The sequence below is a fragment of the Streptomyces sp. NPDC045998 genome (assembly GCF_056430285.1).
Genome location: NZ_JBWKLJ010000009.1, coordinates 318,094 through 341,388 on the forward strand (window position 1 = coordinate 318,094; position 23,295 = coordinate 341,388).

18 protein-coding genes and 3 pseudogenes are annotated in these 23,295 nt (G+C 70.1%); 10 read left to right on the plus strand and 11 right to left on the minus strand.

What is annotated here, in order from left to right:
• Positions 1 to 81 precede the first annotated feature (81 nt).
• From AC07FJ_RS26505 to AC07FJ_RS26535, 7 genes are all read right to left on the minus strand, one after another.
• Positions 82 to 1,479, minus strand: coding sequence for an MFS transporter (locus AC07FJ_RS26505; protein WP_479051798.1), 1,398 nt, complete (start codon positions 1,477 to 1,479; stop codon positions 82 to 84).
• 1,303 nt (positions 1,480 to 2,782) lie between these two features.
• Positions 2,783 to 5,530: a fumarate reductase/succinate dehydrogenase flavoprotein subunit gene (locus AC07FJ_RS26510; RefSeq protein WP_479051799.1), complete on the minus strand. Its 2,748-nt coding sequence runs from the start codon at positions 5,528 to 5,530 to the stop codon at positions 2,783 to 2,785.
• Positions 5,531 to 5,554: 24 nt separating this feature from the next.
• The gene (locus AC07FJ_RS26515) at positions 5,555 to 6,310 is read right to left on the minus strand and encodes an ABC transporter ATP-binding protein (protein ID WP_479051800.1); all 756 of its coding nucleotides are present in this window, start codon (positions 6,308 to 6,310) and stop codon (positions 5,555 to 5,557) included.
• Positions 6,307 to 7,206 (minus strand): ABC transporter permease, encoded by a 900-nt coding sequence (locus AC07FJ_RS26520; RefSeq protein WP_479051801.1) that lies wholly within the window; start codon positions 7,204 to 7,206, stop codon positions 6,307 to 6,309. Before AC07FJ_RS26520 ends, AC07FJ_RS26515 begins: the two co-directional genes overlap by 4 nt.
• Positions 7,203 to 8,543 carry an ABC transporter substrate-binding protein gene (locus AC07FJ_RS26525; RefSeq protein WP_479051803.1) on the minus strand — a complete coding sequence of 447 codons (1,341 nt, stop codon included), beginning with the start codon at positions 8,541 to 8,543 and terminating at the stop codon, positions 7,203 to 7,205. Before AC07FJ_RS26525 ends, AC07FJ_RS26520 begins: the two co-directional genes overlap by 4 nt.
• A 14-nt stretch (positions 8,544 to 8,557) precedes the next feature.
• Entirely contained in the window at positions 8,558 to 8,785 is a 228-nt protein-coding gene (locus tag AC07FJ_RS26530) for a 4Fe-4S dicluster domain-containing protein (RefSeq protein WP_125741086.1), read from the minus strand.
• 97 nt (positions 8,786 to 8,882) lie between these two features.
• Positions 8,883 to 9,650 carry a GntR family transcriptional regulator gene (locus AC07FJ_RS26535; protein ID WP_479051804.1) on the minus strand — a complete coding sequence of 256 codons (768 nt, stop codon included), beginning with the start codon at positions 9,648 to 9,650 and terminating at the stop codon, positions 8,883 to 8,885.
• Between the two features lie 1,123 nt (positions 9,651 to 10,773).
• Here AC07FJ_RS26535 and AC07FJ_RS26540 point away from each other — a divergent pair.
• The 3 genes and pseudogenes from AC07FJ_RS26540 to AC07FJ_RS26550 form a co-directional block, all read left to right on the plus strand.
• A pseudogene (locus AC07FJ_RS26540) lies at positions 10,774 to 10,942 on the plus strand (LLM class flavin-dependent oxidoreductase); the annotation flags it as partial.
• Between the two features lie 64 nt (positions 10,943 to 11,006).
• Positions 11,007 to 11,186, plus strand: a pseudogene (locus AC07FJ_RS26545) (TauD/TfdA family dioxygenase); the annotation flags it as partial.
• A 32-nt stretch (positions 11,187 to 11,218) separates the two neighbouring features.
• Positions 11,219 to 12,097 (plus strand): glutathione S-transferase C-terminal domain-containing protein, encoded by an 879-nt coding sequence (locus AC07FJ_RS26550; RefSeq protein WP_479051848.1) that lies wholly within the window; start codon positions 11,219 to 11,221, stop codon positions 12,095 to 12,097.
• Positions 12,098 to 12,175: 78 nt separating this feature from the next.
• Here the strand turns inward: AC07FJ_RS26550 and AC07FJ_RS26555 are convergent, their stop codons facing one another.
• Both AC07FJ_RS26555 and AC07FJ_RS26560 read right to left on the minus strand, forming a co-directional pair.
• Positions 12,176 to 13,282 carry an ABC transporter substrate-binding protein gene (locus tag AC07FJ_RS26555; protein ID WP_479051805.1) on the minus strand — a complete coding sequence of 369 codons (1,107 nt, stop codon included), beginning with the start codon at positions 13,280 to 13,282 and terminating at the stop codon, positions 12,176 to 12,178.
• A 414-nt stretch (positions 13,283 to 13,696) separates the two neighbouring features.
• Positions 13,697 to 13,969, minus strand: coding sequence for a hypothetical protein (locus tag AC07FJ_RS26560; RefSeq protein WP_479051806.1), 273 nt, complete (start codon positions 13,967 to 13,969; stop codon positions 13,697 to 13,699).
• 153 nt (positions 13,970 to 14,122) lie between these two features.
• Between AC07FJ_RS26560 and AC07FJ_RS26565 the strand changes: the two genes are divergently transcribed.
• The 7 genes and pseudogenes from AC07FJ_RS26565 (at position 14,123) to AC07FJ_RS26595 (ending at position 21,351) form a co-directional block, all read left to right on the plus strand.
• Positions 14,123 to 14,926 (plus strand): DUF5655 domain-containing protein, encoded by an 804-nt coding sequence (locus AC07FJ_RS26565; RefSeq protein ID WP_479051807.1) that lies wholly within the window; start codon positions 14,123 to 14,125, stop codon positions 14,924 to 14,926.
• Positions 14,927 to 15,595: 669 nt separating this feature from the next.
• Positions 15,596 to 16,045, plus strand: coding sequence for a DUF4383 domain-containing protein (locus AC07FJ_RS26570; RefSeq protein ID WP_479051808.1), 450 nt, complete (start codon positions 15,596 to 15,598; stop codon positions 16,043 to 16,045).
• Between the two features lie 43 nt (positions 16,046 to 16,088).
• The gene (locus AC07FJ_RS26575; protein ID WP_479051809.1) at positions 16,089 to 16,709 is read left to right on the plus strand and encodes a hemerythrin domain-containing protein; all 621 of its coding nucleotides are present in this window, start codon (positions 16,089 to 16,091) and stop codon (positions 16,707 to 16,709) included.
• A 78-nt stretch (positions 16,710 to 16,787) separates the two neighbouring features.
• Positions 16,788 to 17,888, plus strand: a complete 1,101-nt coding sequence (locus AC07FJ_RS26580; RefSeq protein WP_479051810.1) for a glutamate--cysteine ligase — start codon at positions 16,788 to 16,790, stop codon at positions 17,886 to 17,888.
• Between the two features lie 310 nt (positions 17,889 to 18,198).
• Positions 18,199 to 19,941 (plus strand): PP2C family protein-serine/threonine phosphatase, encoded by a 1,743-nt coding sequence (locus tag AC07FJ_RS26585; RefSeq protein WP_479051811.1) that lies wholly within the window; start codon positions 18,199 to 18,201, stop codon positions 19,939 to 19,941.
• 244 nt (positions 19,942 to 20,185) lie between these two features.
• Positions 20,186 to 20,732: pseudogene (locus tag AC07FJ_RS26590) on the plus strand (transposase).
• 124 nt (positions 20,733 to 20,856) lie between these two features.
• On the plus strand, positions 20,857 to 21,351 hold the full coding sequence (locus AC07FJ_RS26595) for a GNAT family N-acetyltransferase (protein WP_479051812.1): 495 nt from the start codon (positions 20,857 to 20,859) through the stop codon (positions 21,349 to 21,351).
• A gap of 56 nt (positions 21,352 to 21,407) precedes the next feature.
• Here the strand turns inward: AC07FJ_RS26595 and AC07FJ_RS26600 are convergent, their stop codons facing one another.
• The gene (locus AC07FJ_RS26600) at positions 21,408 to 21,542 is read right to left on the minus strand and encodes a hypothetical protein (protein ID WP_479051849.1); all 135 of its coding nucleotides are present in this window, start codon (positions 21,540 to 21,542) and stop codon (positions 21,408 to 21,410) included.
• 786 nt (positions 21,543 to 22,328) lie between these two features.
• Entirely contained in the window at positions 22,329 to 23,123 is a 795-nt protein-coding gene (locus AC07FJ_RS26605; protein ID WP_479051813.1) for a class I SAM-dependent methyltransferase, read from the minus strand.
• Between the last annotated feature and the right edge of the window lie 172 nt (positions 23,124 to 23,295).

A 23,295-nucleotide genomic window follows, 5' to 3' on the forward strand; every position in this document is an offset into this window, starting at 1 on the left:
CACCGAAAGGGCCGACCGCGGGTGCGGCCGGCCGTCGGTCCCCGTCGGTCCCCGTCGGTCCCCGTCGTTCCGGTCCGCGCCTCAGCGGTCCGCGGTGGCGCGCCCCGGGGCGTCGTCGGCCACCTCGGCGACCTCGTCCGCCTCGTCCGCCTCGTCCCCCTCGGCCAGGTCCCGGCTGCGGGTCTCCCTGGCGCACCCGATGGCGACCACGGTCAGCAGCGCCGCGGCGATGACGTACAGCGCGATCGGCGTGGAGCTGCCGTAGTCGGCGAGCAGCGCCGTCGCGATGAGCGGCGCGGGCGCACCCGCGGCCACCGAGGAGAACTGCGCGCCGATCGAGGCGCCCGAGTACCGCATCCGCGTCGCGAACATCTCCGAGAAGAACGCCGCCTGCGGCGCGTACATCGCCCCGTGCAGGACGAGCCCGACGGTCACGGCGAGCAGCAGACCGCCGGAGCTGCCGCTGTCGATGAGGGCGAAGAACGGGAACATCCACAGCCCCACGCCGACCGCGCCGATCAGGTACACCGGCCGCCGCCCGACGCGGTCCGACAGCGCACCCCAGGCGGGGATCACGGCGAAGTGCACGACGGAGGCGAGGAGTACGGCGTTGAGGGCGGTCTGCTTGCTCATCCCGGCCGACGTCGTCGCGTACACCAGGATGAAGGCGGTGATCACGTAGTAGCTGATGTTCTCCGCCATCCGGGCGCCCATCGCCACCAGCACATCGCGCCAGTGGTGCCGCAGCACGGCGACGAGCGGCATCTTCTCCAGCTGCCCGGACTCCTCCCTGCGGGCCTCGGCATGGGCCAACGCGGCCTTGAAGACGGGGGATTCGTCGACGGACAGCCGGATCCACAGACCGACGATCACCAGCACTCCGGACAGCAGGAACGGGATGCGCCAGCCCCATGAGGTGAAGGCGGTGTCCGACAGCAGCGCCGTGAGCGCGGACAGCACCCCGGTGGCCAGCAACTGCCCGGCCGGCGCCCCGGTCTGCGGCCACGACGCCCAGAACCCGCGCCGCTCGGCGTCCCCGTGCTCCGACACCAGCAGCACGGCCCCGCCCCACTCACCTCCGAGCGCGAACCCCTGCACCAGCCGCAACACGGTGAGCAGCACCGGAGCGGCCGACCCGATGGTGGCGTGCGTCGGCAGCAGCCCGATCGCGAAGGTCGCCCCGCCCATCAGCAGCAGACTGAGCACGAGCAGCTTCTTCCGCCCGAGCCGGTCCCCGTAGTGCCCGAACACGAGGGCCCCGAGCGGCCGCGCGGCGAACCCGACGGCGTACGTCAGGAACGACAGGAGCGTGCCGACGAGCGGGTCGGAGTCGGGGAAGAACAGCTTGTTGAACACGAGCGCGGCGGCGGACCCGTACAGGAAGAAGTCGTACCACTCGATGGTCGTGCCGATGAGGCTGGCGGCGACGATGCGCTTGAGACTGGAGGGGGCTGGCGGAGCGGTCGCGGGGGTGGACATCGGCACCACTTCCTGGCGGTTGACGGGGACGTTTGCGTGTCACCACACCGTAGAAATATGCAGGTCAGTGGCGTATGTGGTGGAACACCATAGTTCTTGGTCCCGGAGTGCGCGTGGTCACCATGGGGGCGATGCCGGGCCTCCGCGGCGGCCTCGACGAGGTCGCCGAAGAGGCTGTCCGCCTTGCGCTCTTCGGGCACGGTTTGGGGAGTGCCGTGCTGACTCCCGTGCTGACTTGGTGCTGACTACGCTGCGTAGAGCTCCAGCATGTTGTTGCAGATTGGATGCTGGGCCGTGTGGTAGGCGGTGGAATTGTGGTTGTCGGGTAGGCGCGCAACGCGCGAAGGGCCGGTGCCGGAGGAGGTTCTTTGCCCGGCCGCCCATCGCGGTACCCCCGGCCCGTGAGGCCCGGACGCTGTCGGCACACCCTCGGTAGGGTGGTCTGTGGCCGCACGCGTGCCGAACGTGTGATGACTGTGGGTCGGCGTGTTGCCGGTGATCATCACGTGGAGTGCGTGGTGATCCTCGAACCGACCTTTAAGCGTTTCTGACCTGCGGTTTTGTTTGTGTGCATTTCGTGTGGCGTGGGGGTTACGGGCGATATTTTGACGCTGGAATGCCACTGGTGCACGGCAACTGACGGGGTGTCAGTGGCGTATCCAGGCTTGTCAGGGCATCTGAGGTGCGGCGTTGGTGGGCGAGGAGATCTTCTTGAAGTTGTCCACCTGGTGGCGCTGACCTGCGTCGATGGAGGTCTACACGTCCCTGACCTGCGTGGATGAGTATTTCAGCGTCTTTCAGGGTTGTGCTGCATTACGCGGTCGATTCTCCCCACGCGCTCCCCAGCGCCGTCGATACTCCCCAGATTCTCCCGAGGAAGAGCCGCTGCCGCGGGCTCTGGTGGCGCGTGTGGCGGTGCTGGAGCCCGCCACCAAGGGAGTCTGGCCTGCGGTTTTGTGCGTGCGCATGATGTGCGGTGTGGGCGTTAGGGGCGATATCTTGACGCTGAGATGACGCTTTTGACGCTCCTTCTGATGGGTGGCAGGCGCTCGTACGCGCAGATCATGAGGCCCGTCTGCATGGTTGATGGCAGTGCATTTTTGAAGGAAGTGGCTGCGCGGTGGGCAAGTACCAGTTGGGGCCAGTTCTCGCGGAAGAGACCAGCGAACGCCGTGACCTGCCGTGACGGGTACCTGGTGGCTGCTGAGCTGCGCGCATGGACATTCGGTTGACGCGTGGCGATCGCCTGCGCCGTCGTCGGCGAGCCCGCACTCCTGGTCACGCCGGCTTGCCACCGCGGGGGTCAGTTGGCCGCGCGCGATGCGTATGCGCGGATGTCGGCGTCGGGGTCCGCGGTAGCCGTGGCGAGGGCTGTGCGTGCTTCGGGGACGGCGCGGTGGTGGAGGAGGGACAGGACGGCGGCCTTGCGGACATCCGCGTTCGGGTCGGCCAAGGTCTTGGCGAGGGCGGGGACTGCCTCGGCGGGCAGGGCTGACCGCAGGGCGGTTGCGGCGCCGGCACGGACCTGCCACGTGGGGTCGGCGAGCGCCGCTGCGGCCCGCGCGGCGTACCGGGGAGGGCAGCCGGTGGCGGCCAGTGCGGCCAGGGCGGCGCCCCGGACCAGCGGGTCGGCGTCGTCAAGGAGCGGGTCGAGCGGGGCCGGGGCCGGGGCCTGTACGGCCGCGAGGCCGCGGGCCAGCGCGACCCGGACCTCACGGGCCGGGTCGGCAGTCGCCGCCGCCAGCTCCGGCACCGCGTCCACCGAGACGAGGGCACGGACGGCAGTGGTGCGGACCTCGATGTCGGTGTCGGCGAGCGCGGCGGCGTACACCCCGGAGTCGCCCAGTCGTAGCGCCCGCAGCACGTCGAGCGCGGCGGCGCGGACGACGGGGTCGGCGACATCCAGCGCCGCCCGCAACGCGGCCCCCAGCTCCGGCTCGGCAGCAAGCACTTCGACGAGCTCGCGCAGCGCGGCCGCGGCGGCGGCCCGGACCTGCGGCGCGGTGTCCTGGAGGCGTTCGGCGAGGGCGGGCCCGGCGCCGGCCGGCACCGTCTCGCCGAGGGTGGCGACGGCGGCCGCGCGCACCGCCGGGTCGGCGTCGCCCAGGTACGGACGGAGTGCGTCCAGGTCGGGGGCCTCCTCGGCGAGGGCGAGGAGGCGGAGCAGGGCCGGGCTGGGGGAGGAGACGTCGAGCGCATCGGCCGGGACTTCCGCGGTCGGGTCCGGTGCCACCCCGGGCGTCGCCGGGCGGGCGGCCGGGGCGGCGTCCCGCGGACCGGCCGTGGCCACCGGCACCAGCGTGACCTCGCCCAGACGGCGCTCCGGCCCCGGTGCCGGCGCGAATTCCGGCACCGGGACCGCGTACGGCTCTACGGGCCGGGCGGTGAACTCCATCGCACCGGACGGCGACTTGCGCAGGTCGAGGTGGTGCAGCCAGCCCGCGTCGTCGCGCTCGGGGTGGTCCATACGCTCGTGGTACAGGCCCCACCGGGACTCGGTCCGGGCCAGCGAGGCCCGGGCGGCCATCTCCGCGCAGTCCCGAATGAAGGTGACCTCCGCGCACCGCATCAGCTCGTGCGGCGTGCGCGCGCCCATCCCAGCGATCTCCCGCGACATGCGGGTGAACGCCTCTACGGCAAGGGACAGCTTCGCCCCCGACTTCGGCGGCGCCACGTAGTCGTTGACGAACCGCCGCAGCTTGTACTCCACCTGTGGCTGCGGCGGACCGTCGGGATGGCGCAGCGGCCGGTAGACGAGCTCGTGGGCGGCGGCCAGCTGGTCCGGGGGCAGCTCGCCCTCGTACGCCCGGTACTGTGCGGCGTCCTCACCGGCCAGGTCGCCGAAGACGAACGCGCCGATCATGTAGTTGTGCGGCACGCAGGCCAGGTCGCCGGCCGCGTACAGCCGGGGCACGGTGGTGCGCGCGTGTGCGTCCACCCGTACGCCGGAGGCGGAGTGTCCTCCGCACAGTCCGATCTCCGAGATGTGCATCTCGATGTCGTGGGTGCGGTAGTCGTGGCCGCGGTTCGCGTGGAAGGTGCCGCGGGTGGGCCGCTCCGTGGAGTGCAGGATCGTCTCGACGGCTCCGATGGTCTCCTCGGGCAGGTGGCTCAGCTTCAGGTACACCGGGCCCCGGTCGGAGGCGAGTTCCGCCGCGAACTCCGCCATCATCTGCCCGGACCAGTAGTCCGACTCCACGAACCGCTCGCCGTGCCGGTTGACCTGGTAGCCGCCGAAGGGGTTGGCGACGTACGCGCAGGCGGGCCCGTTGTAGTCCTTGATCAGCGGGTTGATCTGGAAGCATTCGATGCCGGTGAGCGCGGCCCCGGCGTGGTAGGCCATGGCGTAGCCGTCACCCGCGTTCGTCGGGTTCTCGTACGTCCCGTACAGGTAGCCGGAGGCGGGCAGGCCGAGCCGGCCGCAGGCCCCGGTGGCCAGGATGACGGCGCCCGCCCGGACGGTGACGAAAGCACCGGTGCGGGTGTTGAACCCGGCCGCGCCGATGGCCCGGCCGTCGCCCGGGTGGGTGAGCACCCTGACCGGCATGACCCGGTTCTCGATGCGGATCCGTTCCCGCATCTCGCGCCGCCGCAGTTGCCGGTAGAGGACCTTCTTGACGTCCTTCCCCTCCGGCATGGGCAGGACGTAGGACCCGGACCGGTGCACCTGGCGGACCGCGTACTCGCCGTGTTCGTCCTTCTCGAACTTCACCCCGTACGACTCCAGGCGCTTGACCATCTCGAAGCCGCGGGTCGCGGTCTGCCGGACGGTGGACTGGTCGACGATGCCGTCGTTGGCGCGCGTGATCTCGGCGACGTAGTCGTCGGGTTCGGCCCGGCCCGGAATGATCGCGTTGTTGACCCCGTCCATGCCCATGGCGAGTGCGCCGGAGTGCCGTACGTGCGCCTTTTCCAGCAGCAGCACCTGCGCGCCGCGTCCGGCCGCGGTCAGTGCGGCCATGGTGCCGGCGGTCCCGCCACCGATGACGAGAACGTCGCAGGACAGCTCGGTCGCGTCGGCGAGGGCGGGAACGGGCAGGGGAGTGTCCACCAGGGTCTCCACGGGAAGTGCCTTTCAGAGGGATTCGAGGATGCGGCGGCGCAGCTCGGCGGTCGCGGGGGCGTGCTGAGCGTCGCGCCGGCGCGGGTGCGGGACGTCCAGGACCCGGCCGGAGCCCAGCAGCGCGACCCGGTCGCCGAGGTGGAGGGCCTCGTCCACGTCGTGGGTGACGAAGACGACGGTCGCGCCCGTGCCCCGCAGGATGTCCACCAGCAGGTCCTGCATCTCGGCGCGGGTGTGCGCGTCGAGCGCGCCGAAGGGTTCGTCCATCAAGATTGTCCGGGGCTGGCCGGCCAACGCGCGGGCCAGCTGGACCCGTTGCCGCTGACCGCCGGACAGATGGTGCGGCAGCTTGTGGGCTTGCTCGGCCAGCCCGACCCGGTCCAGCCACTCGGCCGCCGACCGTCGCCGCTCGGCCCGGGGGACCCGGCGGATCGCCAGGGGCAGTTCCACGTTGGCGCGGACAGTGCGCCAGGGCAGGAGGGCGTCGTGCTGGAAGACCAGCGCCCGGTCGGCGGCGGGCCGGGCGACCGGTTCACCGTCCTGGGTGACGTACCCCTCCAGCGGGGGCAACAAGCCGGCGAGGGTGCGCAGCAGTGTGGACTTCCCGCAGCCGGACGGCCCGACCACGGCCAGCAGCTCTCCCGGGGCGATCCGCAGTGTGACGGTGCCCGGCAGAGCCGCGCCGTCCGGGTGGCCGAGCCGCACGTCGTGCAGGGCGAGTTCGGCGCCCGGCCGGGTGGGGGTGGTGGGCAGGGTCGCAGTACTCATGGGACCGGTTCCTTCCGGGGAACGGCGGTGACTGCCGCGGTGGGGGTGGCGGCGTGTCCGGAACCGGTCTGCGCGGGGGTGCTACCGGCCCCGCGGAACGCCGGACGCTTCGCCCCGGCGGCCCCCCGTCCGGCCGGGCGGGGCAGCCAGGAGGTGGCGCGGCGGCCCAGCAGTTCCACCGCTGTCGAGGTGAGCCATCCCAGGGCGCCGATGGTGGCCATACCGACGAAGACGCCCCGGTAGTCGACGATCGTGTAGTCCTGCCAGGTGCGGTAGCCCACTCCGTACTCGCCGGAGATCATCTCCGCGGAGATCACGCAGATCCACGAGACGCCGATGCCCACCGAGAGGCCACCGAAGACGCCCGGCAGGGCGCCGGGCAGTACCACCGAGAACAGCACCCGCAGCCGGCCGCCGCCCATGGTGAGCACGGCCTCTTCCCAGGCCGGGGCGAGGGCCCGGACCGCGTGCCGGGTCGAGACCACCACCGGGAAGAAGGCGGCGGCGAAGGTGATGAACACGATGCCCTGCTCGTTGGTGGGTAGGAGCAGGATGGCGACCGGAACCAGGGCGATGGCCGGCACCGGACGTACCACCTCCACCAGCGGGCCCAGCAGGTCGGCCGCCCACCGGGACCGGGCGATCGCGGTACCGACGGCCACCCCCGCCACCGCGGCCAGCAGAAAGCCGACCGCGATCCGGCGGAGGCTGTGGCCGAGGTCCTGCCAGTACGGGGCGGTGCCGAGGCGGTCGGCGAAGGCGGAGGCCACCTCGTCCACCGTCGGGAACTGCTCGAACCGCAGCCACACGTTGACGTCCAGGGAGGTCAGCAGCTGCCAGAGCCCGAGTGCCGCGGCCAGCGAGGCGGAGCGGATCAGCCAACGGCCCGTGCTCATGACGCAAGCCCCACGGCTTCCGCGTAGCGGATGATCCGTGCCCCGGCATGACCGCCGACGTACCTCTTGGCACTGGCCGGAGTGACGAAGGCGTGCAGCTCGGCGCCGTCCGCCACCCACACCGCCCTGTCGGCGAACCACAGGGTGCCGGTCAGCGCGTCCGGCACGTACGCGGCCCGCACGTCCGCGCCCTTGGCGGCCTTCAGTAGATCCCTTGGACTGTCGAAGGTACGGGTGGTGGTCTGGCCCTTCAGCCACAGTTCGGGCTTGGCGGCGCTCGCCTTCGGGTACCCGGTGGCCGGAACGGCCCGCTTCAGCGGCGCCGGGTCGACGAAGGCGTCCACGTCGACGTCATCCACCAGCCCGGCAGCCTTCAGTACCGGCACGTCCTCCTTCAGCGCGGCGATCAGCTCCGGGCGTAGGGCTGGGTCGAAGGTGGCGATGCCGTTCGCGCCGTTGTAGAGGTAGACCACTTCGGCCGGCAGCCCGGTCTCCTTCGCTACCGACTCGGCAGCCGTCACCGGCTTTGTCCGCAGGTGGTCGGTCGCCCGACTCTGCGCCTTCAGGAAGTCGTCGAGCACACCTGGCCGTTCGTCGGCGAACTTCTGCCGGACGGTCACTCCGTGGAAGGTCGGTAGGTTCAGCTCGGCCCCGTCGTACAAAGCCTTCGCCCGGCCCTCGAAGGCCAACTGGCCAGGCCAGGCCACGAACTGCGACAGGGCGTCCGTGCTGCCCGCCTGCAGGGCGGAAGCGCCCACGCTGGGTTGCTGGTTGAGCTTCTGGACGCCCCTGTCGGGGTCGATTCCCGCACGCTGCAGAGCCCGTACGAGCGTTCCGTCGGCGGCGGAGCCCACGCTGGTGGACACCTTCTTGCCGCGCAGGTCGGCCAGCGACTCCAGCGTGGAGTCCGGCGCGGTCACCACGGTGTTGAGGCCGCCGCGAAGGTTGTAGCCGGTGACCGAGACCAGCCGGGTCGGCTGCTTCAGTTCCTTGCCCCGAGCGGCGTTGAGCAGCAGTGGGAAGTCGCCCATCGAACCGATGTCGACCTTCCCGGCGGTCATCTGAGCCGTGATGGGGGCGCCGGTCGCGTAATCCTGCCAGTCGACCCTGTACGTCACGCCCTCCTTCTCGCCGCGTGCCGCCAGCTCCTCCTCGAAGTAGCCGAGGGAGCGCAGCAGGGTGCCGGCGGTGACGGTGTTGATGGTCTTGGACTGGTAGCCGACGGTCACCGTGACCGTCTTGGACGCTCCGCCCGCCTCGGCGTCGCCGCCGCAGGCAGTGGCGAAGGGGAGAAGCAGGGCGATGGGTATGGCGGGGGAGATGATTGTGCGACGCATGGGATGAGGGCCTTTCACCGGAGCAGGTAGGGCATGTTGACGGTCACCGCGCCGGTGGGGCAGCGCGCGGCGCACGGGCCGCAGTACCAGCACTCGTCCACGTGCATGTACGCCTTGCCGTTGTCCTCGCGGATCGCGAGCGAGTCGAGCGGACACATGTCGACGCAGAGCGTGCAGCCGTCGATGCACTTGGACTCGTCGATGGTCACGGGCACGTCGGCGCGCTGAGGAACAAGAGGCATGGCTGGCTCCAAGGGCCCGGAGGGCGGGGAACGGAGGGGGAGGGAAGGACAAGGAGGAAGGACAAGGAGGAAGGGAGCGAGGGAGGCGCTCAGGTGCTCAGAGGGAGCGGTGCAGCACACCGCTCATGGTGATGCGGTCGCCGCGGAACCGGATGAACTCCAGGTCCACCGGCCGCCCGTCGGGCAGATGGGTCAGTCGTTCGAGCATCAGCACGGCGGCCCCGCGCGGGGCCTGGAGCACCGCGGCGGAGTGTGCGTCGGCGTTGACCGCCTCGAGTGTGATCTCGGCATGGCCCAGTGGGCCGCCGGTCAGGGACTCCAGGAGCCGGAACACGTCCGTGTTCTCGAGGTCGCAGTCGAGCAGCTCACCGCCCACGTCCATGGGCAGGTAGGACAAGTCGAGGGACAGCGGCAGGCCGTTGAGGCGACGCAGCCGCTCGATACAGAGCACATCGGTGTGCTCCGGCAAGCCCAGCCGGTGTGCCACGGGACCCGGGGCTGTCACCGGCCCGACGGTACGGACCTCGTTCGTGACCCGGCCGTGCTCGTGCAGGGTCTCGGCCAGCCCCTGGAGGCGGTCCAGGCCGTGTGGGTACTTCTCACAGACCACCACGGTGCCGACGCCCGGCTGCCGGTCGATGAGCTGCTCGCCGCGCAGCAGGTCCAGGGCCTGCCGGACGGTATTGCGGCTGGTCCGGTAGTCGGTGGCGATCACGTCCTCCAGAGGCAGGATTCCGCCGGGGAAGCCGCCCGCCAGGATCTGGTGGCGCAGCAGGTCGGCGAGCTGCCGGGCCTGGTCCGCACGCAGCCGACGGCGGCGCGCGGCGGCGACCGGGAGGGCGGCGGGGGCGGGTTCGGATGGCATGGCAGGAACGTAGCGGGCCGGCGGTCCCCACGGTGTTGCCGCAGTATTGCGCCACTTGATGGACCGCGCGTACCGGCTCTGACCTGCGGTTTCGGAGGAAGAGGAGCGAGAAACGCCACCGGGCCGCCCACCACGTGGACGGCCCGGCGACCACGATGCGAACGGTGACCCGTCAACCGGCCGCCGCCGGGCCTCTGGTGGGCGGCCAGGGGCAGGAGGAGGCGGCGGGGGTGGGGCCATGGCAAGCGAGGGACAGGTGTGCCGGTCAGAGCCGTGGCGATCGGTTCGTGGTCAGCACACGGTCGGCGTCGGACCGAGCCGTCTCCCCTGACGACGATGTTCGGCTTCCCGGTCCACTTCCCGTGGAGCCGGGAACGGATCCGCGACGAGCGCCCGCAGTAGGCCCCGGGCGACCGCGTCGTTCTGGCGGACGGCGGAACGCGGAAGGCGGAAAGCGGGGGCTGGCGAAGGCGGCCACGGCACGGCCGTTGGTGGTGGCACCGAGGGCGAGGCGGCGGGGGTGGGGCCCGAGCCCCGGGTCGATGACGTGGGCGTCCGTCGGAGGCGACGGTGAACCGGCCGGAGCGGTGGGTGTGGTTCGTATCGGTGACGGCCTCCTCGGCGAGCGCGCCCACGCGGTGCAAGTGCCGCAGCAGCGGATCCTTCGTGCGGTCGAGTTCCGGGCCGGGCAGGTACGCCTCGACCAGTGCTGTGGTGTGGACCGAGGGGGGCACTGTGGGGCTCGTCGCGGAGGCGTGCCCGTGGTCTCGTCGGTGTCGACGCGGACGTCCGCACCGAGGAATCGGACGATCCCTGCACGGGAGAGGGCGAGGAGCTGGCGCAGCCGGAGGCCGGGAGCACCGGAGGCGAGGAACCCGAAGAAGCCGGGCCACCAGCCGTCGAGGCCGTCGCTGAGCGAGCGGGCCGTGAGCCGGGCCGTGGACACCAGCGGCGACAGCTGGGCTGTAGACCGAGAACAGGGCGGAGAACGCCCCGAGGTCGCGCTGGACCCGGGGTCCCCGCGGCAGGCGACGCCCTGGGTGATGTGGTCACGCATATGGGCCTGGGCCTGGAAGACGTCCGTCGTGGGGAAGGCGAGGTCGTCCAAGGGCGGTCGATGGCCGCCCGGGCGCACGAGGACCACGGCTGGGACCGGGTGCTGTTCGCCTATGGCTCCGGTTCCCCGGACCTCGCTCCGGCCGCCGCGTACATTGCGAGCTGCCGGACCGAGCGGCTGCGACATCCTGCTCGCTCACCGGCCCAACGTCTCCTGCCTCCGCTTCGGCATCCGCCTGCACGTCATCACCCGCGACACCTCCGAGTACGCGTGGCCCAAGGCCCGCCAGCTGCCCGACGGTCACCTTCGTTCCCGCCTATTCGGCCCTATCTGTCCTGCGTGCCGAGGTTGTGCCGCCCTACGAGAGGCGGGAACCTCTGTGGGCCAACACCGCTGCCGCGTACGCCTAACTGCCCGAGGCTGCGCGGGTGCTGGGCGGCAGCCGGCGCGGAGCCCACACCAACGACTGCGACTACGCCCCGGGCCCCGTCCGCGCTGCTGGAACAGCACCGTGCTCTCCTTCCGTGGCAGGATCGACGGTGACGCCCGCAGCGGCTACCCCGCCCAGCCGCGCCGGTATCGGCTGCATCTTGCGTTGTCCTGTCCGTACTGTCTCCAGATCGCCGTGACCCACAGCCTGATGGGCCTCGACGGCGTTCTTCCCGTCGTGCTGCTGCCGGCCGTGCCCGACGCATGCGACGGCGGACACCTGGCGCTGCGTCCGTTGTACGACGCGAGCGCGTACCGGCATCCCGGCCCGGTGGTGGCGCCGGTACTCAGCGACGACTGGACCGGACGGATCGTCAGTACGCATGCCGCCGACATCCTCAGCGACCTGGCTCGGAGGTTCGCGGGTCACGGGCTCGATCTTCATCCTCACGGGGTCGAGGACGAGATCGCGGCCGTCGGCCGGCTCTGCGAGCAGGGGATCAACGGCGCCGCGCGGCGGGCCGGTCGAGTCGACACGGACGCGGGGGCGCCGGAGGAGGCGCTGAGAACCCTGCTGCACGCCCTGGACGTGCTCGAGCGTCGCCTGTCTCGCCACGATCACGTAGTCGGCGGCGACCTCACCCTCGCGGACGTGCAGGTGTGGGTGACGCTCGTTCAGCTGGACACCGTGCACCGCTGGCACTTGGACGCCGCAGCGGTGCACCACATCACCGATCACCCTCACGTGTGGGCCTACGCGCGCCGCCTCGCGCGGCACGACGCGTTCGGCGCCCACCTCGACCTGGACGCGATCGTGCTGCGACACCACGTCCACTGCCGGGGCCGGGAGGCCGCCGGCGCGGCGATCCGGATCGTGGACTGGGAGGCGGAGCGAGCCCTGGGAGCGGGCCGACGGGTCCTCGAACGCCCCGAACCACTCGAAGGGAACTCCGGTCGATGAGGACTGGTCGCGGCCCGAGAACGCCAGGAGGGCGACGAACTCGCCGTCACCCTCCAGAGATTCGCGTTCGCGGGAAGCCTAGTTCACGCCGAGCCCGGCGTCGTCGATCTCGGCTTTGCCCTCGGCCTTGAGGACCTTGTTGAGGGTGCTGAGATCGTAGATTCCCTTCAGCTCCGGCTGCTTGAGGAGGCCGACCTTCACAGCGTGTTGTGCCTGTGCGTCGAGGGTGGCGGCCAGCGGGTCGTCGAGGAACGTGATGGACGGCCAGGCGCCGTTGATCACGGCATCGCCGAGCGGCTTGCCGGTGAGTTCCTTGAGCTTGGCGTTGGCGGCGGTCTTCGCCTTCTCCGGATTGGCGTTGATCCAGGTGTTGGTCTTCACCGAGCCGCGCAGGACCGCCTCGACGACGTCCGGGTGAGCCTTGAGGAACTTCTGCGACACGATGATGTTGGTGATGACGAACTTCTTGTCGGGCCACAGGTCGGACTCGTCGAGGAGCACCTTCGCGCCCTCGCTGACCAGCTTGGACGCGGTCGGCTCGGGCACCCAGGCGCCGTCGATGGCGCCGGTCTGGTAGGCGTTCGGGGTCACCTTGTTGTCCGTGCGGACCACGGAGACGTCGCCCGCGCCGCTCTGGGCGTCGACGGTCCAGCCCTTTTCGGAGATCCAGTGGAGGAAGGCGACGTCCTGGGTGTTGCCGAGCTGCGGGGTGGCGATCTTCTTGCCCTTGACGTCGTCCACGGTTTTGATCTTGTCAGGGTTCACGACCAGCTTGACGCCGCCGGAGGCCGCCCCGCCGACGATGCGCAGGTTGGTGCCCTTGGACTTGGTGTAGCCGTTGATTGCAGGGGAGGGGCCGATGAAGCCGATGTCGATGGAGTCGGCGTTGAGCGCCTCGATCTCGGAGGGGCCCGCGTTGAAGGTGGAGACCTTCAGCTGGGTGCCGCCGAGCTCCTTCTGGAAGATGCCCTGCTGGTCGCCGATCAGGGCGGTGGCGTGCGTGAGGTTGGGGAAGTAGCCGATGCGCACCTTGTCGGCGGAGAGCTTCTTGCCGTCCGCCGCGATCTCGGCCTTCTTGTCCTTGTCGGTGGACGCGGATCCGTAGCCGCAGGCGGTCAGGAGGAGAGGGAGAGCGGTCAGGGCGGCGAGGGTACGCAGGGTGGAGAGCGGTCTTGCGGCAGACACGGGGGTGTCCTCTCGAGGATGAGGCGATCGGAAGGTACGGGGAGCGGGGGGTGAAGCCGACGAGAACGGCAAAGGCGCTGAAGTCGCGCAAGCCCGTGTCACCCCATGCCCGTATGAAGGCGTGAGGCATGGGCCGGGTGCCGGTTCCGTGGGACGGTCTCAGGCGCGCTGACAGATGGCGCTGGACGTATGACCGAGGTCGATGTGGCGACGCGACGTGAGACGGGGGAGGGTCGCGTGATGCGCCGTTCGCATGGCTCCCTCGCAATCCCTAGTTTTCCCAGTCAGTTGATAGGGATGGTGGCAGAAAAGGACGGTCGCCCCAAGAAGGTGTTCGGATGATGGACCGCAGTATCTCGCTTACTGGGATATGTTGGCGGATCGCAGCCGCGTTCACCTCGTGCGTGACGTCTCTCAGGGGCAGGCCGCGGCCATCGCGCTGTGAGGACTGTTGAGGTAGTGGTCCCCGATGGCGCGCAGCTGGCCGGCGGGTGAGCCGTGGGCGGTCAGGATGCGGACATTGCGCCAGAACCGGTCCAAGCCGGGGGCGTTCGAGAGTTCCAGCACCCGGGTGGTCGCGCTCAGCGCGACCCGAGCCGTCACGGTCTCGGCGGCCGCGACGAGGGCGGCGACCGCCGCGGGCTCCTCGACGTCGAGTGCCGACCCTGTGTCCAGGGCCCGCGCCATCGTTTCCGTCGCTCGCCCCACGACGGCCGAGGCGGTCTGCGCGGCGGAGGCCAGTTCGCCGTAGGTAAGGAGGAGGTCGGGGTCCCTGCCGGCCGGCCGTGTCGCATGGGCGGCGGCCCTGCTGAGGTCGCGAGCCTCCGCGAGTGCGCCCTCATGATGCCGAGGCCGACGTGGTACAGGGCGAGGCGGAGAGCGGGTGTGGCGAGCGAGTACGGGACGGGGCCGGTCCACGGCGGCCGGATCGACTCCCTCGGACTGGACGAGAACGGATCGCCGGTCATCGTCGAGTACAAGCGGGGCGTTGACGCCGGCGTCATCAACCAGGGCTTGTTCTACCTCGCGTGGCTGATGGACCACCGGTCGGAGTTCGAGCACCTGGTCCGCGACCGGCTCGGGGTTACGGCCGCGTCCCAGGTGGTGTGGAGCGCACCGCGCCTGATCTGCATCGCCGGTGACTTCACGCGCTACGACGTGCACGCCGTACGCGAGCACCGGCGCTCGATCGACCTGGTCCGCTACCGACTCTTCGGCAGCGACCTGCTCGGCCTTGAGACCGTGGCATCGGCGAGCGGTGCGGCACAGGCGCCACGGCGGGCCCGTCGGCAGGCGGTCGCACGGGTCGCGGCCGATGTCCAGGGCGCGTCGATGGTGGAGCTGGCGAACGCGGTCGACGAGGCGTTGCTTGGCCTGGGCGAGGGTGTGAACCGCGTGGAGCGCAAGCAGTACCGGGCGTACCAGCGGCTGCGGAACTTCGCCTGTGTCTGCCCGCCCCAGCGGAGCAAGCTCCTGGTCCACCTGAAGGTCGATCCGAAGCACGTCGACCTCGTTCCCGGGTTCACCAGGGACGTGTCCGGGCTCGGCCACCACGGGACGGGGGATCTGGAGGTGCAGCTCCGCACGCTGAAGGACGTGGAGCGCGCTCAGGATCTGTTCCGTTCGAGCTACGCGGCGGCGTGATTCACTCGGTGGCAGCTTGGCCGTGAGCGTCGCGCTTGGTCTGTGGTCGTGGGGTGGTGCCTTTCGACGTACGGGTAGGGCGTGGCGGTGGACTACTAGTGGTGCGCGGGATCGCCGGTTTGGGAAACCGGCGATCCCGCACTATGTTGCCCCGCTCTGCCGCGACAACGGTCAGCGTGAACGGCTTGTGCGGGGCTGGCCGTGGTCGGCGGAATGGCCAGAGGGGTGGTGCACCTGGGGCCCAGGTAAGCAGCTCGGGCGTTTCGCGTCGGTCGCGCACGGCGCGAGGCCCTCTCCGGCTGCCGCCTAGATGCGAAGCCCGTCAGGACACGGCCGGTGCAGTGGCCCCGCACGCTTGAGGGAGACCTCATTCTCTTCACCCCTCGATTGAGTGTGCCGGCGCCGGAGTGTCATTTCACTCCCGTGGGTCAAGGTCCCGTCGCAGCCGTCCGTGTCATTCCGTGCCGGGTCGATTCGGCTCGGAGGGGCCTGGTGCAGGCCGGAAGGGTCGTGTCGTGCGCGCATTAAGGCGCGGCTGTCGAGCGAGGCTTTCCGGCGAGTTGTACGAGTGCACAGGCCGTGGCTATGAGGACCGAAGAGGGGTACACGAGCGGAACGGAAATGGATCCGGGCCTCCGCTTGCGGGCCCGCGCACGGAGGGCACCCCGCATGGTTACGTCGTCTCGCTCGGTTAGCGCCCGTACTCCGGTGCAGCAGGCAGCCCTGCTGGTGGGTGCGGTGTTCCTGCTGGTCGGGATCTTGGGCTTCATCCCGGGGATCACGACGAACTTCGACACGCTGAGGTTCGCCGAGCACCATTCCGAAGCGAAATTGCTGGGCGTGTTCCAGGTATCGATCCTGCACAACATCGTCCACCTGCTGTTCGGTATCGCCGGCATCGCCATGGCCCGCGCCGCATCGAGCGCCCGGACGTTCCTCATCGGTGGTGGTGCCGTCTACCTGGTGCTGTGGCTGTACGGCCTGATCATCGACCATGACAGCGGGGCCAACTTCATCCCGGTGAACAGCGCGGACAACTGGCTCCACTTCGTCTTGGGCGTCGGCATGATCGCCCTTGGTGTCGCGCTGACCCGTCGCCCACGGACCACACGTCCGTGACCTTCCCTCCCGACAGCCACGCCATCATGCAAGGAGAGGCGATATGGGGTCGTCGATAGCGCAGCAGAGCACCGAGGAACTGGGCGGCGAGGGCAGTGTCCTCGTCCGTCAGCGGCGTGATCACGCCGAGCTCGACCGTCTGATGACCCGCTACGAGAAGCGGGAGGGGACGGAGGCGGAGCTGCGGGGCACGCTGAAGGACATCGTCCAGCTGACCTTCAGCCACGCCTTCGCCGAGGAGACCGTGCTGTGGCCCGTCCTTCGGCGAGAGGTGGCCCAGGGTGAGGAGCTCACCGCACGCGTCGAGACGGAGCACCAGGAGATCAACGAGCTCGTCGCCGAGATCGAGCGCACCGATGCGGCCGACCCCCACCACGCCGAGCTGGTGACCAGGGCCTTCGCCCTGATCCGGCAGGACATCCGCGACGAAGAAGACCTGCTGTTGCCGCGGCTACAGGACATCTGCGACGGCGCACGTCTACGCCAGATCGGGCTTGTGTGGGAGACCGTCCGCTGTACGGCCCCCACCCACCCGCACCCCTCGGTGCCACGGCGCCCGCCGGGAAACGCCCTGCTGGGAGTACCGCTGAGCATCTTCGACAGGGTGCGCGACCTGCTCCCCGGGCGGCACGGGAGCCGGGGAGGAAGCTCGGCCGGTGAGTAAGAACGGCACCCGGGTGCAGCGACGACAGACCGCGCCCTGCCGTCCGACGGCAGCGGCATCCGTACGAGGGGGGAACAGATGAGCCTTATCACGGTGGGGGTGGAGGAGGAGTACCTCCTCCTGGACGCGGCGACCGGTCTGCCGACGCCCGCGGCGGAGGCCGTACGGGCGGCGGCCGGCCTGGAGCGGGCCGTCGACGCGTCGGAAGTGCAGGCCGAGCTGCTCCAGGTGCAGGTGGAGGTCGCCACTCCCGTCTGCACCACGCTCGACGAGGTCGGCGGTCATCTCCTGCGCCTGCGGCACGCACTCGCCACCGCCGCCGAGGCGCACGGGTGCCGGCTGGCCGCCACCGGAACGCCGCCGCTCAGGGAGCACAAGCCGCCCTTGGTGACGGACGGTGCGCGCTACCGCGCCATGTGCGAGCAGGCGCCGCAACTGGTCGCCGAGCAGCTGATCAACGGCATGCACATACACGCCGCCGTGCCCGACTCCGAGATCGGCATCGCGGCCCTCAACCGGATCCGGCCCTGGCTTCCGGTCCTGGTCGCCATGTCGGCCAACTCGCCGTTCTGGGACGGCGAGGACACAGGGTTCGCGAGCTGGCGGACCGTCGTCTTCGGACGGTGGCAGGTCAGCGGACCGCCACCGCACTTCGAAAGCCTGGCCGACTACGAGCGCAGGATGGAGCACCTGCTGCACTCCGGCGCGATCATGGACAGGGGGCAGCTGTACTGGCAGGCCCGCCTGTCCGACCGCTACCCGACGATCGAGGTCCGCTGCCCCGACGTGCAGCTGCGGGCGGAAGAGGCGGTCATGTTCGCCGGCATCGTCCGTGGCCTGATCGCCACGGCCATCACCGACGTCAAGGCGGGCGCGCCGCTGACCGTACCCCCGCCCGAGCTGCTACAGGCGGCGAACTGGCACGCCGCCCGCTACGGGCTCACCGCCACCCTGGTGGATCACGAAGGCAGGCGCCGCAGCGCAGGCGATGTGCTGTACGGGCTCCTGGAACACATCGCCCCCGCTCTCGACGCGTCCGGGGACGCCCGCCAGGTCACCTCACTCGTCCACCGCCTCCTACGCGAAGGCACCCCCGCCGACCGCCAGCGTGCCGCGTTCGCCAGGGGCGGCTTCACCGCGGTCAACGAAATGATCAACAACGAAACCACAGCGTCCTGACGCCCTTTCGGAGGCAACCACCGGCCAACGGGTCAGCCGGTCGCGTGGTCTTCTCGGAGGCGTCTGACATACAAGGACTTCCACGTGGGCGTCTCGCGTGTTCTGCGCCGAGTGCCGACGCCGGTTCCTCACCCACGATCCCTTCCCGTTGGACGTGGCAACGCGCACGGAGCCCGATACAGCGATGTGTCAAGCGGCTGCGGCGCCGTGCCTCCGGGCGTGTCTACGATGGTGAGGTCAGCGACGACTCCCTGGCCGGATGCGGGGCAAACGGGTGTACTGACCCGTCCTGAATGTGGAGGTGCAGGGGATGCGCAGATCGACCGATGCGGCCGGTCCTCATGAGCGTCTCGGGACGTTGCAGCGCCTTTTGGGAGGGGCGCTGGACCGGCTGGGAGCAGGGGCCTACGCGGTGGACGCCGATTGGAACGTCGTCGCTGTGAACGCTCAGGCGCAGATGCTCCTGCACCGTACGGCGGACGATCTGCTGGGACGCGATGCGCACGACCTGCTGCACCGACAGGCCAATGGGACGACCATGTCGCGCAGCAGCTGCTCGATGATCGAAGCCTCCATCGCCGGGCAGGTGCGCCAGGAGGAACGCGGCTTCTTCGCACGAGGAGACGGCTCACTGCTCAAGGCGTCCTGGCTGGTATCCCCCCTTCGCTTCACCGCCGAGGAGACGGGGGCTTTGGTGGTGTTCCATGAGTACGATCCGGCCGGGGTTGCCCTGCCGGCGTCCCCCGTCCACGCGGGACTGCTCCCGGAACTGGAGCGGCTGGCGTTGCTGGCCGAGACCACCACGCAGCTGACCGCCACCCTGGACGTCAACGAGGCGCTGGACCGACTCGTTCGGCTGGTCGTCCCGATGCTGGCGGACTGGGTCGTGATCGACCTCATCACCGAAAGCGGCGCGATCCAGCGAGCCGTGGTCGCCCATGACGACGAGGGGCGCATCCGCCGCAGACAGGACCTGCAGGGATCCCTGCTCTCCGTCCCCGAAACATCGCCGCTGCCGCTGTCCCGGGCCCTGCGCGGCGCCGGATCCACTCTGGCGACACCACAGACGTATCAAGGCCCGCCGGACTCCCACATCGCCGTCGAGCAACGCAGACTCTTCGACACCAGCGGCATGCATTCCGCGGTCATCGCGCCCATCCGCGGCCTGCGAGAAGTCCTCGGCGCACTCACCCTCGGCCGGTCCAAGCAGCCCGAACCCTTCACCACCGCCGAGATCCCCCTGCTCGAGGACATCACCCGCCGGGCCGGCCTGGCCTTGGACAACGCACGCCTCTACCAGCGCCAGCGCAAGGTCGCCGAGACCATGCAACGCCACCTGCTGCCGCACCTGCCCGCAATCCCTGGCCTGAGCATGACCGCCCGCTACCTGCCCGCGCCGCACGCCTCCCAGGTCGGCGGCGACTGGTACGACGTCTTCCACCTGTCCGACCAGGCTCTCGCCCTGGTCATCGGTGACGTCGCCGGCCACGACCTGGACGCCGCGGCGGGCATGGCCCAGCTCCGCAACATCCTGCGCGCCTACGCCTGGTCCCAGCACGAGCCGCCCAGCGTCATCATGGACCGGTTCGACCAGGCCCTGCCCCACATCACCGATGTCGGCATGGCCACCGCGATCCTGGGCCGGCTCCAGCCCCGCTCCGACGGGCAGTGGGACCTGCGGTGGACCAACGCGGGACACCCACCTCCCCTGCTGGTCACCCACGACGGCCGGGCGCACTACCTCAACGACGGCCAGGGCATCCTGCTCGGAGCCCAGGCCGGCCTCCAACGCTCCGACGCCGTCAGCACGCTGCCGCCCCTGTCGACGCTGGTGCTCTACACCGACGGACTGGTCGAATCCCCCCGGCACACCATCGACGACGGCCTGGAACGCCTGCGTCGGCACGCCGCCCACCTCGCCGACCACCCGCTGGAAACCTTCACCGACGTCCTGATGGACGCCCGCCCGATGGACAACGACGACGACGTGGCCGTGCTCGCCATCCGCGTGCCCCCTGCCCATATGGATCGATCACAGGCGACCGAGATCTGACCGAACCCCCGAACGCCCGCCGAGGCGGCGTGGCTGCGCCGTCGTACCAACGAACGAGAGCATTCACCCACGCTGCCGAACGCCCCGTATGGCGGGAGTCCTGCAACCGGCCCGGCCCAGGCGGATCCGCAACCCACCGGCTCGGAGACGATCCGTTGACGATGCCGCGACTTCAAGCGGCGCACCGACATGGCGCTGGGCCGTGTGCCGAAAGTGGACCCTGGGCTGTGGATGATCACGCTTCATGGGGTGGGGAGATCTCAGGGACGAGCAGTGGGCGGTGCTGGAGCCGCTGTTGCCGAAGGGCGCCAGGGCGGGCGCCCACCCGTCCGGCCTCGGCGGCAGCTGATCGACGGCATACGGTTCCGGGTCCGGACCGGGGTTCCATGGCGGCACGTGCCCGTCGAGTACGCGCCGTGGGGACGGGTCTACGACCTGTTCCGGCGCTGGCAGCGGGACGGAACCTGGCACCGGGTCCTCACCCGGCTCCAGACCCTGGCCGACGCGAAGGGTGCGATCACGTGGGACCTGAGCGTCGCCTCCACGGTGTGCCGCGCCCATCAGCACGGGGCCGGGCCCGCAAGCGGGGTGACGCGCAACCGCCAGAAGCTCGGCGCCCGCGGCGGCCGGCCGCCGCGCTTCGACCCGGTCGACTACCGCGAGCGCCATGCGGTCGAGTGCGGGATCAACCGGCTCAAGACGATAGACACCGGGCGGTCGCCACCCGATTCGACAAACTCGCCGTCGCTGAAGCCACCGTCCTTGTCGCCGCGATCGGAGAATGGCTGTGATCAGTACCAATCGTTAGAGCCGCGGCGCCTAGTACTCCAGTCGTAGATCGTTATGTGCCCTGGTCTTGGAGCTGGCTGCTAAAAACCAGGTGGCCTCACCGGATCACCTGGGTAAGGTCGGGCCATGCCCATGCTGAAGCCGCTGCATGCCGGCCACGCCCCGGCGGTCCTGGCCTTCGAGCTGGCGAACCGCGCCTACTTCGCTGCCTCGATCCCCGACCGCGGCGACGAATTCTTCGACCAGTTCACCGACCGGTACAACGCCTCGCTGGCCGAGCAGGAGGCCGGCATCTGCGCCTTCTACGTGCTCGTCGCCGAGGACGGCTCGGTACTCGGCAGGTTCAACCTGTACGACGTGGAGGACGGCACTGCCAGACTCGGCTACCGGGTCGCGGAGCGGGTCGCCGGCCGCGGCGTGGCGACCGCGACCGTCCGGGAGCTGTGCCGGATGGCGACAGCGAGGCACGGCCTGCGCACACTGCGGGCGGCCACCTCCCACGACAACGCCGCCTCCCAGAAGGTTTTGGCCAAGGCCGGGTTCGTCCCGGTTGGCCCTGCCACCCCGGCCGATCTCGGCGGCAAGTCAGGCACCTGGTACCAGCGCGAACTCCAGCCATAGACGAGGCAATGACGCGAAAACCGCAGGTCGTGGCTCTGCTCGGATGAGTTGTCGTATCACTCGATGGTCGTGCCGATGAGGCTGGCGGCGACGATGCGCTTGAGACGGGAGGGGGCTGGCGGAGCGGTCGCGGGGGTGGACACCGGCACCACTTCCTGGCGTTCGACGGGGACGTATACGTGTCGCCACACGGTAGGAACGCGCAGGTCAGAGGCGTATGTGGTTGGGCACCATAGTTCTGTGATGGGGAGTGCGCGTGCCCACCATGGGGACGCGCACGAAGGCTTTGCGAGCCCCTCGACGAGGCCACGAAAGACGCTGCTCAACGTGAGTCATCCGGGAATGATGTGGAGGCGCCGTGCTGACTCCCGTGCTGGTTTGGTGCTGACGTAAAAGCCCACGTCATCACGACGGTGTCCAGACGCCCGGGCCTCCGCCGGAGTCGAGCGATGCCGCGTGCGCCTCAGCCGGTCGGCCATCGAGCCAGTCCCGTGGTGACTGGCGGCGAGCAGATCGTTGGCGGGCATGATCAAGCAGGGGCATACGCTGGCGGGGGTCGTTGCGGCGGCTGTAGGCATGACCATCGGTACCGTGTCGCCGGCGTCGGCCGGTGGTATCGGTGACTGCCTGTCCCCGGCGTTCGGGGCCAGTTGTACCAGCCTCAACAACGGTGCCCACGCCCACGGAAGGACACCGCCGGACCTCCAACCTGCGAAGGTCCATGGCTTCGGCTCTCCCCCACATCAGCCGTTGAGCGGGTGGTGCTGCGCCGGCCGCGCGGCGACCGACTTCCCGCTCACCAGCCGCTTCTCCACGCCGCTCATGGCGCCCCCACCGACCACGGAGCCGTCGAACTCCCGGCCGACAGCTCCACGCCGGTGTTCCGCCCCGGTCAGTACCGGCCGCCTCGGCGGCCCGGTGCAGCTCCACCGGGCCTGCCGTGTTCAGCCGTTGCCGCCCTGGCGGGTGGGCGTCGATCAACCTGCCGTGACGAGGTAGTAGTCAAGGATCCGTTGCTCGTAGGCACGCAGAAAGTTCCGCGGCCAGGTCCCCGGGGCCCACCACTGGCTGAGCCAGAGGTCCCACCCGGGCCAGACATGCGGCCCGATCGACTCCACGCCCACGTCCGCGAACCCGGCCTCCAGGAACGCATCGGCGAGCGCTCGCACCGGCCGTGCGATGTCCAGGCCGCTCGCGAACGTGTCCAGCAGCCGCGCGAGTTCCCCGGGCCGACCGGGCGCGTCGTCCACGGTGAAGAAGCTGGCGACGGCCACCCGGCCACCTGGTCGCAGCACCCTCCGCGTCTCGGCTGCGAAGGCGCCGAGATCCGGGAAGTGCTGAGCGGCTTCCACGCTGAGGACAGCGTCGAACTCCTCGTCTTCGAACGGCATGCTCTCCGCAGCCCCCTGGGCGAGCCGCAGCCGTGCCGGTTCCTCGCGCAGCAGATCGGTATGCGCGCTGCGCGCCCGCCGCAGCTGCTCCGGATGAATGTCCATACCGGTGATCGCGGCGAAGCCGTGTTCCCGCAGGGCCACCGCACATCCCATGCCGAGCCCGCAGCCCACTTCCAGGCCTTTCCCTCCTCGGGGTGGCCCGAGGGCGTCCAGGACAAGACGGTAGAGATCCTCCTGGCTGCGGATCCGTTCCGCCTCGCCGAGCGGCAGTGCCAGGTCGATGGCTCCCCAATGGCCGAAGTTGATGAACCCTCCGGCGAAGATCCGCTCCCCGCTCAGGTCGGCGGGGCCGTACGTCTCCTGCACCACGGGCCGCATGGCGGGAACCCGCTGAGCACCACCTGACACTGTGCCGCACCTCCTGAAAGTGCCCCCACCGCGTAGTCGTACGCGATTCTTCACGATCCCGCGCCGTCCGTGGGAGCTGCCCTGATGCAGGGTGATACCCCGCCCTCGTCGGGCGGCATGCGCAACCCGTGAAGGTCAGCGC

Bases quoted from the DNA above. Each gene is read 5' to 3' on its own strand.
- AC07FJ_RS26565 (WP_479051807.1), top strand. From the start codon at position 14,123: ATGATGCCGAGGCCGACGTGGTACAGGGCGAGGCGGAGAGCGGGTGTG.
- AC07FJ_RS26525 (WP_479051803.1), bottom strand. From the start codon at position 8,543: ATGCGTCGCACAATCATCTCCCCCGCCATACCCATCGCCCTGCTTCTC.
- AC07FJ_RS26535 (WP_479051804.1), bottom strand. From the start codon at position 9,650: ATGCCATCCGAACCCGCCCCCGCCGCCCTCCCGGTCGCCGCCGCGCGC.
- AC07FJ_RS26580 (WP_479051810.1), top strand. From the start codon at position 16,788: ATGAGCCTTATCACGGTGGGGGTGGAGGAGGAGTACCTCCTCCTGGAC.
- AC07FJ_RS26505 (WP_479051798.1), bottom strand. From the start codon at position 1,479: ATGTCCACCCCCGCGACCGCTCCGCCAGCCCCCTCCAGTCTCAAGCGC.
- AC07FJ_RS26570 (WP_479051808.1), top strand. From the start codon at position 15,596: ATGGTTACGTCGTCTCGCTCGGTTAGCGCCCGTACTCCGGTGCAGCAG.
- AC07FJ_RS26605 (WP_479051813.1), bottom strand. From the start codon at position 23,123: ATGCGGCCCGTGGTGCAGGAGACGTACGGCCCCGCCGACCTGAGCGGG.
- AC07FJ_RS26595 (WP_479051812.1), top strand. From the start codon at position 20,857: ATGCCCATGCTGAAGCCGCTGCATGCCGGCCACGCCCCGGCGGTCCTG.
- AC07FJ_RS26515 (WP_479051800.1), bottom strand. From the start codon at position 6,310: ATGAGTACTGCGACCCTGCCCACCACCCCCACCCGGCCGGGCGCCGAA.
- AC07FJ_RS26575 (WP_479051809.1), top strand. From the start codon at position 16,089: ATGGGGTCGTCGATAGCGCAGCAGAGCACCGAGGAACTGGGCGGCGAG.
- AC07FJ_RS26520 (WP_479051801.1), bottom strand. From the start codon at position 7,206: ATGAGCACGGGCCGTTGGCTGATCCGCTCCGCCTCGCTGGCCGCGGCA.
- AC07FJ_RS26530 (WP_125741086.1), bottom strand. From the start codon at position 8,785: ATGCCTCTTGTTCCTCAGCGCGCCGACGTGCCCGTGACCATCGACGAG.
- AC07FJ_RS26560 (WP_479051806.1), bottom strand. From the start codon at position 13,969: ATGGCGCGGGCCCTGGACACAGGGTCGGCACTCGACGTCGAGGAGCCC.
- AC07FJ_RS26585 (WP_479051811.1), top strand. From the start codon at position 18,199: ATGCGCAGATCGACCGATGCGGCCGGTCCTCATGAGCGTCTCGGGACG.